The sequence below is a fragment of the Cupriavidus sp. U2 genome, from assembly GCF_009663685.2.
Classification (GTDB): domain Bacteria; phylum Pseudomonadota; class Gammaproteobacteria; order Burkholderiales; family Burkholderiaceae; genus Cupriavidus; species Cupriavidus necator_C.
The window spans coordinates 209,684-222,951 of the sequence record NZ_RCOG02000032.1 but is presented as its reverse complement, the minus strand read 5'-3'; the positions used below and the strand labels follow the sequence as shown (position 1 = coordinate 222,951).

The window sequence follows — 13,268 nt, the reverse complement described above, 5'->3', positions numbered from 1 at the left end:
CTCAAGCAGACAGCCTGGCGATGGATGAATCCAGCCAGCGATCCAGCGCGATGTAGATCAGGCCCGCCGCAGCCAGTGCAACGGCCACCCAGGCGAGGGGCGGCATGTTCCACCGGCGGTGTTCCTTGCCCGCGGTGATGACCATGGGGCCGACGTGCTTTCGCAAGCCCGCTCGTTCCAGCTGCGCATCGATCGCGCCTATCAGCTGCTCACGGGATGGGCTGTCATCCAGGGCGAATCGTCCGCGGAAGCCGAGCCCCATGACCGTATAGAAAACCAGTAGCAAGGGTACGACGGGTTGCGGCTCGGCAAGTCTCTGCTCGATGCGCGCAATCAAGGCGTCGCCTGCGTCGTAGCTCTGAAACTCACGGACCTGAAGGGGTTCCCGCTCCCAGGCCTCACGCGCCGCTTCGGAAAGATGACGCAGGGCGATCTCGTCGAACAGGGCGCACAGCGCGTAGGCGGCATCCGCAATGACTGGCGACGGCTGTCCCGCTGCCTCGAATTCTGCCTTCAGGTCGGCAATGTGCCCCAGGCAGGTGGCGCGAAACGATTCGAAAGTGTCGGCTGGCCTTGCCCCCTGGGCGAGCTCGGTCACCGTCAGCGCGGTATCGCGCAAGGCCAATGGAAGAACAGTGGGCAATGTTGTCATGCCGGCAGCACCGCAAAAAGCTCAAGGGAGACATCCGGCAACGAGGCCGGGACGTAGAACTGGCATGCCCGCGCGTCGAGCATCCGGGAGAAGGCGGGGTGCGAACTGTCCAGCGCGAAGTACTGGTTCTCGATTCGCACGGGGATGGCAGGCGGCAGCCTTGCCGACGGCTGCAACGGGATGCCCTGGAGGGCGGAATTGATGATTTGTTCGACTTCGTCGGGCGCACCGGCCTTGCACAGGCGGGGCATCTGCTCAAGTAGCGTGTGAGCCGGGACGGTGGCTTGCACGGAAAGGTAGTAATCGGCACCCTCGACAAGCCGCTGGTCGTTGAGCTGACCGACCCAGATCGTCGGGCGCGTTCGTTCCAGTGCAATCGGCACTACACGCGTCGGAATGACCGAATCAAGCAGCCGTCGGATCAACGCTTCCAGCGTAGCAAACGCCGCTTCGGGCGCGCGGTGATGGTAGGCAGGTATGGCGGCAAGCGTTTCCGTCGTGGAGAAGGTCAACAGCGAACCGGCTAGCCTGGCCAGCACACGATAGAGGTGCTCCGGGTGCTGCTGCGGGGCGGCGGAAAGGCGCGCCAACTCTGGCCAGGTGCCATTGACACTGTGCAAGAGCCAGAACAACGCCACGTCCGCCACGGCGAAGTCGGCAATCTGGTCTGAGCGTTCCCGTCGACGTACCGCGAGGCTCGCGCTCTTTGCCGCGAGAATTTCCGTTAGCCGATGAATACGCTCCGTCAGTCGTTTGCTGGCGGACAGGAACAGACACGGCGGCACAAAGGTGTGATCAACCTCGAAATGCCCTCGCGTCGTACGGACCAGACGCGCGATCGGGCAGGTAACGAAATCGGTAGCCTCCTCGAAATCAAAAAGCAGGGAAAGCGCATGCCGTTCCACGCTGACTTCCTCCTGGCCATCGCCGAGCAGGTCGGCAAGGGCCCGGTACTCTCGCAGAAAACGACGCGGCCGCGTGGGGGGAGCGCCTTCCTCGATGCAGTTACCGCCTTGTGCGTCGAACAATGGCAGGCCGATTGTGACGATGACGCTATCGGCCCCGTCAGGCACCACGCCAAGGTCGCGCGGCGAAGGCAGGACATCTGCCGTGTCGGTATCCAGAAGCGTGCCCTCCGGCATCCGCACCGTCAGGGTGTCGAGACTCAGCCGGTCAACGCTGAGGGCCTGCTCGTCGAGCTCAACACGGATGACACCCCAGGGATCAGGACTGGCAATCCGTGCAACCTGCTCGTCAACATGACGCTCCCACAATGCCTGCTGTTGAAAATGTTGGGGAGTCATGAAAATCCCCTGCGTCCACAATGGTCTGCAAATCTTCATGTCGATCGGTAATTACCGTGGGCCTACCTGGCCGACCGCCGGCCAGCAGGAAACTCTGTCGTGCGAGGGAACAAGAATCCCCGGCACGACAGCCTTCGATGCACGAGGCGGGGCGTGGTGCCCCGGCTTCAATGGATCAATTCTTCGCCTTCGGCATTTGCGAGACCAATGACAGGTTGATATCCATCCCTTCAATCTGGAAATGCGGCACGATGAAGAGCTTGACGCGGAAGAATCCCGGGTTGTCCTCGATATCCTCGACGACAACCTTGGCCTCGCGCAGCGGATGCGAAGCCTGGAGCTCGTCGCCCGGATCGGTCATTTCCGTCACCAGGGTCTTGATCCAAGTATTGAGTTCAAGCTCCAGAACGCGGCGGTCCTTTGTCGTGCCGATGTTTTCGCGCTGGATCAGCTTCAAATAATGAGCGATGCGCGAAAGCAGGAAGATGTACGGCAAACGCGCGTTGACCCGGCTGTTTGCCGTCGCTTCACGCGTCTCGTAGAGCGCCGGCTTCTGCGCGGAGTGCGCGGAGAAAAAGCACGCGAAATCATGATTCTTGTAGTAGGAGAGCGGGATAAAGCCCAGATTGGCGAACTCGAACTCGCGTGTTTCCGGAATCAACACCTCGGTCGGAATCTTGGCCTGGTTGCCAGTACCCAGGTCATAGAGATGGATTGGCAGATTTTCCACGAGGCCCCCGGCCTGCGGTCCACGGATTTGCACACACCAGCCATTTCTGACGAAGCTGCGCACCATGTTCGCGGCAAAGGCGAACGACGCGTTGGCCCACAGGTAGCGGCGATGGTCCGGGCCTTTGACGGCTTCGGTATAGTTGAACGCGCGCACCGGCACGGTTTCGGGCCCATATGGCAGGCGTGCCAGAAAGCGCGGCAACGTCAGGCCGATATAGCGAGCGTCGTCCGAGTCGCGAAAACTCTTCCATTTCAGGTACTCGGCGCGATCGAAGTAGTTGCCGATATCGCGGATGCTGGCAACTTCCTCCATCGATTCCTTACCGAAGAACTGCGGAGACACCGTGCCGATGAATGGCATGTGCGCGGCCGCAGAGACCTTCGCAATATTGCGGAGCAGTGCGATATCCTGCGCGCCGCGATCAAACGCATAGTTCGAAATGATCGAGCCGATCGGTTCGCCACCGGGGGTGTCGTATTCGCGAATATATGTGTGCAGGTATAGGCCGCTCTGGATAACTTCTGGCGTATCTTCGAAGTCCTGCCTTAGCGCATCCTTCGAAACATCGAGTACCTCGATCTTGACGTTCTTGCGGAAATCGGTGCGATCCACCAGAAACTTCAGACCGCGCCACGCTGATTCAATTTCCTGGAACGCCTCGTGGTGCATGATCGCATCCAGCTGGCGGCTGATCTGGGCGTCAAGCTTGGCAATATGGAAGTCGAGCAGGCTCTTGTCGAGCCGATCCACTTGCTGGGCCGATTCCTGAATCATTTTCAGGAAAACGCTCATGGCTTGCGTGACGCGTTCGTCAAGCGAGGAGTCCGAAAGGGCGTCGGCGCATTCGAAGGATTCGACCGGACGCGTACTGGTTACTGGTGTCAGATTGATCTTCTCGCACAGGGATTCGTAGACGCTCCTGGTCGCGCCATCAAGGACGGCTTGCGCTTGGGGCTGGCCTTGTGCGGCCCCGATTTCTTGCTTCGACATGAAATATCTCCTCGAGGGCCGTTCAGTGGGTGGCGGGTCTGTCCTGCGTAATTCCCTGCAGGTCGGCTCTTAGCCGTTCGGAAAGGGCAGGGTCCTTGAGAATCTTCTCCAGTTCCCGGCGGAACGTGGCGTTGTCGAGCAAATTGGATTTGAGGTCGCGCAGCAGGTTGCGCGCCGCCATCAGCGCGCGCAGCTCAGGCACGCGGCTCGCGACGGCTTCGGGCTTGAAATCGTCCATCGAGCGGAAATCGAGATCGACGGGAAGCTCCGACCCGTCGTCGGACAGGGTGTTTTCCACTGCGATGCGCGCCCTTGGATTGAAATCGGCAAGCACCGCATCGAAGTTGTTCTTGTTGATGGATACCTTTTCGCGTTCGGCCAGCGAGCGGGTGTCTCGCCCGTTTCCGTAGTCGCCCAGGACCAACAGTTTTAGCGGCAACTCGACCTTCTTCTGCGCCCCGCCGGTGTGCAGGTCGAGCTTGATGTTGACCCGCGCCTTCGGCACTTCGTTCTGGAAGCTTTCAGCCATTGTCTGATTTCCTGTTGCACTGCAATCGATTGGTGTTCGTCCGGCCGGTGTGCAGCCGCATCCGGTGCGCGAACCCGTGGCGTTTTAGCACTGCACCATCGGTGTCGTACATCGCAGAGTTGCGAAAATTGAGAGGTAGCAGAAGGCAGCTTGCAGTGGGTCAGAAAAGACGATCTCAACGGTTTCTCCAATCATGAATTCCCGGTAGCGTGCGGCATCTTGCGTGCGGCACTGCGACGCGAACGATCATGCGGCGACCTCGCTGCAACGGGAGTGGAGGACCATGGCGGATGAATCGATGCAGGTGGGACAAGCGGCGGTGGGGTTCGTCGGAGGGCTGATCCGAAATCAGTCCTACCGCCTCGAAGTCCCCGCCGCCCCCACCGCCATCGCGCTGTCGGTGGTCTCGTTCAAGGCCGTCGAGACACTCGGCAAGCCTTATGAGGTCACCGTCCAGCTGACCCATCCGCTGGAACTGGATCGTGCCGACTACCTGAATCGACCGGCCACCTTCGTCGTCGACCCCGGCGACGGCAGCGAGCCGCGCCGCTTTGCGGGCTGGATTCCGGCGTTCTCCAAGACCCGCCAGACGCGCGACTTCCATGGTTACGAGATGGTCGTGGAGCCGCTGGTGACGCGCCTGCGGCTGACGCCGCGCAGCCGTGTCTATCAGCACAAGACCGCACCGCAGATCATCGAGGCCATCCTGCGCAGCCATGATCTCGAGGGCCATCAATTCGCTTTCCGGCTACGGCGCGAGTATCCCGAGCACAAGTTCCGTCTGCAGTACCAGATGTCCGATTGGGACTACGTCCGCCTGCTGATGGAGCAGGAAGGCATGTACTGCTACTTTGCGCCCGGGAAATTTGGCGAAATTGTGGTGTTCGGGGACGACATCGATCACTACATCTATCAGCCGGAACTGCGGGTGCCCTATCGGGAGACGGCCGGGCTGGAGTCGGGCACCGAAGCGGTCTTCGCCATTCGTACTAATACGAGAACCGTCGCCAGATCGGTCCTGGCATCGGACTACAACCCCGCGCACGCCTACGAGCGGCTCAAGGCCGACGCCAACATTGCATACAAGGATCGGACGACTTATGGCGAGCCATACGTCCATGGCACCCATCATCTGGATATGGCCGGCGCGAAGTGGGAGGCGCTGCTGCGCCACGAGGCGGCCATCGCCAGCCAGGTCGTCTACCAGGGTGAAAGCAACGTGCTGGCGTTGCGCCCGGCGCGCATCCTGCGCATGGATGCGACGCTGCCGGATGCGCCGAACGGTCAGGTCATTACCGAAGTCATCCACACGGGCGCCCGCGATCAGGCTTATCGGAACACCTATCAGGCGATTCCGTCGGACCGGCGCTTCCGTCTGCCGGTCGACGACACGAAATGGCCGCGCATCGCCGGCACGCTGAGCGGTCGCGTCACCTCGCCGGGCCAATACAAATATGCCTACCTGACGCAGGACGGCCATTACACAGTCCGCTTCGACCTCGACTTCGACGAATGGCCGAATGGCCAGGAAAGCGTACCGCTGCGGCTGGCCAAGCCGTTCGCCGGCGCCGTGCAGACCGGCTTCCACTTCCCGCTGCTGGAAGGCACCGAGGTCGCCATCGGCTTCCACGACGGCAACCCGAACCGCCCCTATATCGCCCACGCGCTGCACAACAGCCACAAGCCCGACCTGATCATCGGCCGGGACGGCTGGCAATCGCGCAACGTGATCCGGACGCAGCGCAACAACAAGCTGCGCTTCGAGGACTGGGAGGGGCATGAGGGGATCAAGCTGTCGACCGAGTACGGATGGCGGACTCAACTGAATCTTGGCTATTTGGTCGACCGGGAAAGGCAGAAACGAGGATCCGGCTTCGAACTCAGGACGTCCGAGTTCGGGGCGCTGCGTGGTGGCAAGGGTCTATATCTGACCGCTGCAGACCAGCCGAATGCGGTAGGCAAGCAACTCGACATGGACGACGTGGCGGAAACCTTCAGGCAGGCCACGGAGGTCCTGCAATCGCTTTCGAAATCCGCAAACGCTGCGAAGGCTTGGGCAGCTGAAGTAGACAGGCAGCGTGCTCTTGTCGAAAAACGGCTGCTAGGCCTGCAGAAGGCCTGTCTGGTCGCGACGGCTCCACATGGGGTAGGCCTGGCTACCGGTAGCGATCTGCAAATTGCCGCGCGTGAACACGTTTTCTTGACAGCAGGTGGCGGTTTCGACGTAGGTGTCCTAAAGCGGATGTCTGTCGCCGCAGGCGAAGCGATCTCTCTATTTGCTGCAAAGCTTGGTATTCGAATTTTTGCATCGAAAGGAAAGGTGGAAATACAAGCCCAAGGCGATGGTTTGGACCTGATGGCGTTGAAGGATATTGCTATCACTTCGTCGGAGGGAAAGTTGACCCTTGCCGCGTCGCAGGGCATCCGGCTATCGGATGGTGCTGGCGCGTACATCGAGGTTCGCAAGGGCAGAGTCATCTTGGCCAGTCCCGCGGGAGCGGTGGAGGTGAAAGGACAGATGCGTATCGAGGGTGCGGCTGGGAGCGGCGTTTCGTTCCCGGGTTGGTCAAGAACTCCGCCGGAAGGCGTCAAATACAGCGGGCGGTTCGGATTCTCGGAATAGGAACGGATGCCACACGAGCTTTGCTGCCTGGCCATTTGTTCCCATGCTTGTCGTCTGAACCTTAAAGAGAGATTTTGAAGCTGTTGGTGAGTTGATGCCTATTGATTTCGCTAGGGTACCGCCACGTGTCGTTGTTCCGAAGCCGCCCCGAATATGCGCTTGGCGGTGGGGAGCCTTGCTTGTCATATTTGTCGCCGTTGGTACTAGTATTGCCGGCCTTCTTTGGTGGCAAGCAGAGTCCGAGCAGTGGACGCTATGGGTAGGGGTATCGGGTACTCGGTTGCGTGCTGGCTGTTCGCCCTATCCCTGCGACTAGGCCTAGGGCATCTTGCCTGCAGCCAGGCGGTTGTGGAAAACGAAGTGCGAGACGAAATTGAGGAGGATTTCCATGATCGAGCCAGCAGACCCCTCGCGGTGATCGGTCATGCCCAGCGTGCCCCCACGGAGGAGATGGCGCGCGCCGTTCGCATCGATCTCGGTGCCGATCCACATGATCATGCACCAGGTCGTGATACGACGGACCGAGTCGTTCCCGCGCCACGCGCACTGAGGATACCGAATCGTCCGTTCTACCCTAGTAATGTACTGGGTGAACACGTACGCCATCGCGAAATCTGCGCGTGGCTCTTTGCAGGCCTGGTCCGTGAAATCGCAGGCGGTCTTTGTGCATTACCTTCGGGATGCGAACTGGATGTTCGGCTTCGGCTCGCTGCACGTGTCGATCCTGAAGAGACTTGCCAAGAGCTGGAGGCGTTATTGTCGTCAAAAGCCCGTGGCTTGATCGTGCGTGTGACACCCTGTGCGGGCAGCTTCGGCATATTGGAGCTGGAGCAATGGCACGACAGCATGGCAGTGAATGAAGCGAAACTTGTTGTTGTGGTTCAACTTCGAGACGCCATAAGCGACGGCATGGAATGTGGGCATTCAGAAGGGGCCGCAGCGATGCTGCTTCGCCGCACAGATGCATCGGACCGATCAGCGGACCTTAAGTCAGCGTTGCACATTCATCGACCAGGACGTGGCCCGGTGGATTCGATGCCTCGGACGGTGGATCTGGCCGCGAAGTGGGGACGAACTGCCGTGGACCAAGTCGAGACGGTATGGATGCAAGGACTTTCGACAGAAGCATGCCAACAGCTCAATAAGATGCTTGGGGACGGCGTAAGGAAAAGGGATCTTGACGCGATGCTCGGGAATTGCGGTGACGCTAGTCCATGGCTCGCCGCCATTCATGCATTGGAAAACGCTGAGCGCCTGGCGCTACCGCAACTTATCGTTGCTCAACATGGGAGCGGCATTGTCTCCCTCGTTTGCAGGAATCAATAATGAAGGAGAGACCGCAAGGGAAGTCCGCGATGCTATATCTCGGCGTTGCTCTATTCATTCTGTATATCGTTGTAGCGTTCACGGCTGGGGCGGTCTTGCTGCGTTATGAAAAACCAGCTGAACAGATAGCGATCATCGAGCTATGCCTATTCAGTGGTTTTCTGGTCGGGCTGATTTTCTTGAAGCATCTGCAAGCGGTCGTCCTTCTGATAGCCAGATTGAAGTCAACGGTATTGTCGCCCAGGCCAGAAATTTTGACGTCGTCGAAAACGAAAGGGGGCGAAGCATCGGGGCCGACACCGTGGACGGAACTTCGATCCGTGCAAAGGGCCTTGCGAGGGAGGCACGGAATAGGTTGGCGACGTCGCGCGCCGTGGTTACTGTTGTGTGGCGACGACAGGACCATCAACACAATTGCGCCGGGACTAGATGCAGTCGGCATTGTCGATGCAAAGGATACGGTTCTAGTCCATGCAACGCCAATCGGTGTGGATGCGATCCTGTGGCGGAAAGAGATCCTGACGGCGCGCCCGCGTCGGCCGATCGATGCACTGGTATATGTGGTCGCCGAGGGTGACGGTCTCGACAAAGAGAGTGATGTGCTACGGAGGTTGGCTGCGATGGAGGAAGAACTTCGTTGGAGCTTCCCGGTTGTTCTTCTATGTCCGTCGGTAGCGCAGGGTCAATCAGGGCGATGCGAGCTTGCGGGCGTCTTCTTTCGGGGGCGGTTGCAAGATAGTACCGAGGAGGCTAACCATCAGGTTGCCCGTGCGCTGGATTCGCTGGAACGTCGGCAGGCACTTGACGCCATCTATGCGCGGAGCATCATCGACCGATCAGGGGCTGTCAAGCTTTCGGCTGTCGTGGGCTCAATGTGCGGAATGCTTGCGCGCTTTTCCAAAATATGGCTAGCGTCAGATTGGGTGAAAGGGCGTTTGAGCGGTGCGGTGTTCACCCTGGCAGGACAGCCTGGGTCGAGTCATGCGGATTCCGATGACGGCCGGAACTGTTCGTCTTCATTGTCACTGGTATGGCGGGAGATTGGTGCGCAGTCAAGGGCATTTTGTGTCCGCTCAATAGGAGTACGTCGAGTAGACGTTTTTCTTGCGATTGCCATCGCAGGGATTTGTGCCTGGACTTCTGTGATGATGGTCTCAGGCATGCAAAGTTCAAGAAGTCTGAGTATGGCCTCAGGTGCGATTCAAGGTATTCATCGCTCCACAAGTCCTGCGGACAAGCTCAGGTCTTTGGTTTCGCTCCAACACCAAATTGATGTTTACGAGCAGCGCATATCGAATCACTCGAGTTGGTGGGCCCGCGCCACCCTCAACCGCGACGCCGAAATCCTCGCTGCGTTACGGATACCCTACGGCCGAGCCGCTCGTCAGCTTCTGATCACCCCCGTCCAGCACGACCTCGAAGCCTCTCTCGCGGACCTTTCCCAACTTCGGACGACACAACTCGACGATCAGACTACTCGCTGGGCGATGGCCGGTCGCGACACGCTCAAGGCGTATCTGATGATGGCGAATCCGGCTCGCGTCGAGCCCGATTTCCTTGCGGCGCAGATGGCGGCACACTGGACCACCGGTGCGCGCGTGACGCCGGGTGAAAGGATGGACATGGCCGAGCGCCTGGCCAACTTCTATGCGCGGCACCTGAAAACGAACGAAGCCTGGAAGATTGACGCGCGAGAGGATCTGGTCGCCGGCGCCCGCAGGACCTTGCTGGCCGTCATCGGGCAGACCAATGCGCAGGACACGCTCTACCGGGGCATCCTCGATGGTGTCGGCAGCAAGTATCCGGACCTGACGTTGGCGCAGCTTGCCGCCGGCACCGATACGCGTGGCCTTTTGCGATCCTCGGCGGTGGTGCCGGGCGTCTTTACGCGACAGGCGTATGAAGGTTATGTCGCGGACGCGATCGATGCTGCCGCCAAGCGGCGGGATATTGCCGCGGACTGGGTGTTGTCCGACGATGGGGCAGACGGTCAGGCTGGCTTCGGCAAGACGGAGGGGCGTGACTCCGCCGATGCGATGCGTGTCGCGCTGACTGCGCAATACTTCGCCGACTATGCCGAGCACTGGCAGGCCTTCATGAACGCGTTGCAATGGGAGGCGGCCCCGACGTTGCCGGCGTCGATTGCCCAACTCAAACAGCTGACCGATGCGCGTCAGTCGCCCGTTGTTGCGTTGATGAAGGCGCTGGCGTACCAGGGCGGGGCCGGGGTGCAGAAGGCTTCGTTGGCCGAGGCGCTGGTCGACAAGACCAAGGCCATCCTTGGCGGGAAGGCAGAAGGGGCGAGCGCCGAGGGAGCGAACGGGCCGCTTGATGCGGCGTTTGGACCGGTGTTGCGACTTGCCGGTCAGCCGGGGGCGGGTGGGTCGAGTGTGCCGGTCGGCAGTGGCGATCTGAGCCTGCAGCGATACTTCGATCGTGCGACGGCGTTGCGCCTGCGGCTGCAGCAGATCACGCAAAGCGGCGATGGCGATGGGCAGGCACGGCAGCTGGCGCAAGCGCTATTTCAGGGCAAGGGGTCGGAACTCGGTGACACGCAGGCCTATGCGCAGTTGATGGCCGCCAGCCTTGGCGCCGAATGGGCCGGCATGGGCGAGGCGCTGTTCGTGCGGCCGGTTGCGCAGGCCGCACAGGCTGTCCTGCGGCCGGCCCAGGCCAGTTTGAACGAGGCATGGCGTCAACACATCGCGATGGCCTGGGGGAGGGCGTTCGCAGGGCGCTATCCATTTGCGTCGACCGAGAATGACGCTTCGCTGCCAGAACTGGCGCGCTTTCTGCGGCCGAGGGACGGATTGATCCATGCCTTCCTGGGCAGTCAGCTTGCCGGCGTGCTGGAACTGCAGGGCGACCAATGGGTGCCCGTCGCGGCGGATGCGGAAGGGCTGAAATTTGATCCGAATTTCCTCAAGGGGATCAATGCTCTGCAGCGGATTGGGTCCCGACTGCTGGTGCAAGGCGAACCGCAGTTTCAGTTTGCGCTAAAGCCGATCCCGACGCCGGGCCTGACTGACACCCTGATGACCGTGGACGGCCAGACGCTTCACTATTTCAACCAGCGCGAAGCGTGGCATGCCACACGGTGGCCGGCCAACAATCTTCAGGCGCCGGGCACGCGCCTGCAGTGGCAGACCGAGACGGCCGGGACGAACAAGCACTATGAATTCGACGGGCGCTGGGGATGGATCAGGATGCTGGAGCGCGCGGATGTCGAGCCCATCGACAGCGCAACGTTCCAGCTGACATGGCAGGGTGCGCCTGATACTGGCGCTGCGGACAAGCAGGCAGTGACTGCCGCCCCCGATAGCCTGACCGCGCGCGAAGCCCATACGCCGGTGTCGGCCGCGATGGCGTATCCCATCCGCTACCAGATGCGGACAGAGGCGGGTCATGGGCCGCTTGAGTTGCTGGCCTTGCGAGGCTTTGTGCTGCCGTCTCGGATCTTTGCCGATTCCGGGCGGCATTCGCTGGCGCAGGCCAGTGCGACGGCATCCCACTGACGAATTCGACTCGCCGTATGTTCAATCAACTACTCAAGGCGCTGTTCGGCGCCGACACGCCCTTGGCGCTCGTACCCTCCACGCAGGCGCAATGGGAACCATGGCTGCAGGACATTCGCCCGGAGATGCCGGTTGGCGACGATCCAGGCTATGAGGACGAATTCCTTGTCATCAAGGACGAGGTAGCCAAGCTGTCCGGCGTCGACGACACCCTGATCGTGGAGTTGTCCGAGCGGTTGCTGAAAACCCATGCCAAGGATGTACGGCTGGCGGTCTACTACCTGTACGGTCGCATGCGTCGCGATGGCGCGGAGGGCGTAGCGGCAGGATTCGAGCTGTTGTCGGCGCTGATCGATCGCTTCGGCAACCAGCTGCTGCCCGCCCGCGAGGAATCGCGCAAGGCGGCGCTCGAATGGCTGGCGGGCACGACGTTCGCCGACAGGCTGGATCGCGTGCATGGACTGACCGGGGACTCCCTGGCGCGTACGCTTTCGGCGCTGGCGTTGATCCAGGCGCGGACCGCGCAATGGTCCGATACCGGCCGTCCGGCGCTGGAGGGTCTGTGCCGGCGCTTCGAGAGCCGGATGGAAAACCCGTTACTGGAGCCAAGCGACGACCGGTCGGTCAAGCCAGTGGACGCACCCGAGTCGCTGACATACGGCGCGGTGACGTCGGCACGGGAACTGTTGGACCGTGCCCGCCAGATGGCGCGTTTCCTGCGCGAGCAGCCAGACGGATATCTGGCCGCTTACCGGCTGATACGGTGTGTGCGCTGGGATGTCCTGGTCGAGGTGCCGCCTCACGATGCCAGCGGTCGCACCCGGCTGGCAGCGCCGCGCGCGGAGTTGCGGGCGCACCTGAAGCGGCTGTCCCTGCAGAAGCAATGGCCGGAATTGCTCGAACGCGTGGAGCAGGCCTTCGCGGAAGGCGCGAACCATTGCTGGCTGGATCTGCAGTGCTACGCGTTTGTTGCCCAGGAGCAGGCCGCCGGGCCATACGCGGCCGTGCGAGACCTGCTGGCCACGGACTGTGCCTTGTTGCTGGAGCGGCTGCCGGGGCTGGACCAGCTGTCTTTCTCCGATGGCACGCCGTTCGCGGACGACGCCACGCTGGAATGGATCGGTCGCCATGCCACGGTACGTGATCTGGAGCGCGGTGGTCCGATCGCACCCGCCGTGGTGTCCGAGGCCAGGACCGACTGGACCGAAATGAAGGCCCAGGCCATCGACATGGCTGGGGAGCGGGGCATCGAAGCGGCCTTGTCGTGGTTACAGGGCTTGCCGGCGCGCGGCGGCGAGCGTGAACGCTTTGTCCGGCAGTTGGTCATGGCAAGGGTTGCCGAACGGGCCGACCGGGCGGATATCGCCGCGCACCTGCTGACCGTACTGGACCAGGACGCGCAGCGGTTCCAGCTGGCGGCCTGGGAACCGGCGCTGGCCTTCGACGTCAAGCAGCACCGGCTACGGCTGCTCAAGTCGCGCATTCTGCGCAAGGACGCGAACAAGCCCGTGCTGGCGCATCGCATCGATGTGCTGCTGGGCGAGCTGACCGCCATCGACCCGGCACGGACCCTGACCCTGGCATGACAACGACGCT

8 protein-coding genes are annotated in these 13,268 nt (G+C 61.3%); 4 read left to right on the top strand and 4 right to left on the bottom strand.

Annotated elements, in window-relative coordinates; all coding sequences use genetic code 11:
• Position 1 precedes the first annotated feature (1 nt).
• The 4 genes from D9X30_RS25280 to tssB all read right to left on the bottom strand — a co-directional run bounded on the left by D9X30_RS25280 (position 2) and on the right by tssB (position 4,208).
• Positions 2-652: a DotU family type IV/VI secretion system protein gene (locus D9X30_RS25280; protein ID WP_153947828.1), complete on the bottom strand. Its 651-nt coding sequence runs from the start codon at positions 650-652 to the stop codon at positions 2-4.
• Positions 649-1,995, bottom strand: a complete 1,347-nt coding sequence (tssK, locus tag D9X30_RS25275; protein WP_153947827.1) for a type VI secretion system baseplate subunit TssK — start codon at positions 1,993-1,995, stop codon at positions 649-651. The genes D9X30_RS25280 and tssK overlap by 4 nt, the downstream gene beginning before the upstream one ends.
• 136 nt (positions 1,996-2,131) lie before the next feature.
• Positions 2,132-3,679, bottom strand: coding sequence for a type VI secretion system contractile sheath large subunit (gene tssC / locus D9X30_RS25270; protein ID WP_153947826.1), 1,548 nt, complete (start codon positions 3,677-3,679; stop codon positions 2,132-2,134).
• A 22-nt stretch (positions 3,680-3,701) separates the two neighbouring features.
• Positions 3,702-4,208: a type VI secretion system contractile sheath small subunit gene (gene tssB, locus D9X30_RS25265; protein WP_153947825.1), complete on the bottom strand. Its 507-nt coding sequence runs from the start codon at positions 4,206-4,208 to the stop codon at positions 3,702-3,704.
• Between the two features lie 283 nt (positions 4,209-4,491).
• Here tssB and D9X30_RS25260 point away from each other — a divergent pair, with 283 nt between their 5' ends.
• From D9X30_RS25260 to tssA, 4 genes are all read left to right on the top strand, one after another.
• The gene (locus tag D9X30_RS25260; RefSeq protein WP_153947824.1) at positions 4,492-6,831 is read left to right on the top strand and encodes a type VI secretion system Vgr family protein; all 2,340 of its coding nucleotides are present in this window, start codon (positions 4,492-4,494) and stop codon (positions 6,829-6,831) included.
• 255 nt (positions 6,832-7,086) lie between these two features.
• Positions 7,087-8,157: a KPHS_23130 family T6SS system protein gene (locus D9X30_RS25255; RefSeq protein ID WP_502799687.1), complete on the top strand. Its 1,071-nt coding sequence runs from the start codon at positions 7,087-7,089 to the stop codon at positions 8,155-8,157.
• The gene (locus tag D9X30_RS25250) at positions 8,157-11,672 is read left to right on the top strand and encodes an ImcF-related family protein (RefSeq protein ID WP_228770896.1); all 3,516 of its coding nucleotides are present in this window, start codon (positions 8,157-8,159) and stop codon (positions 11,670-11,672) included. Before D9X30_RS25255 ends, D9X30_RS25250 begins: the two co-directional genes overlap by 1 nt.
• Before the next feature lie 17 nt (positions 11,673-11,689).
• Entirely contained in the window at positions 11,690-13,258 is a 1,569-nt protein-coding gene (gene tssA / locus D9X30_RS25245) for a type VI secretion system protein TssA (protein WP_153947822.1), read from the top strand.
• The last annotated feature ends 10 nt before the right edge of the window (positions 13,259-13,268 follow it).

Bases quoted from the DNA above. Each gene is read 5' to 3' on its own strand.
- D9X30_RS25280 (WP_153947828.1), bottom strand. From the start codon at position 652: ATGACAACATTGCCCACTGTTCTTCCATTGGCCTTGCGCGATACCGCG.
- tssK (WP_153947827.1), bottom strand. From the start codon at position 1,995: ATGAAGATTTGCAGACCATTGTGGACGCAGGGGATTTTCATGACTCCC.
- tssC (WP_153947826.1), bottom strand. From the start codon at position 3,679: ATGTCGAAGCAAGAAATCGGGGCCGCACAAGGCCAGCCCCAAGCGCAA.
- tssB (WP_153947825.1), bottom strand. From the start codon at position 4,208: ATGGCTGAAAGCTTCCAGAACGAAGTGCCGAAGGCGCGGGTCAACATC.
- D9X30_RS25260 (WP_153947824.1), top strand. From the start codon at position 4,492: ATGGCGGATGAATCGATGCAGGTGGGACAAGCGGCGGTGGGGTTCGTC.
- D9X30_RS25255 (WP_502799687.1), top strand. From the start codon at position 7,087: ATGGGTAGGGGTATCGGGTACTCGGTTGCGTGCTGGCTGTTCGCCCTA.
- D9X30_RS25250 (WP_228770896.1), top strand. From the start codon at position 8,157: ATGAAGGAGAGACCGCAAGGGAAGTCCGCGATGCTATATCTCGGCGTT.
- tssA (WP_153947822.1), top strand. From the start codon at position 11,690: ATGTTCAATCAACTACTCAAGGCGCTGTTCGGCGCCGACACGCCCTTG.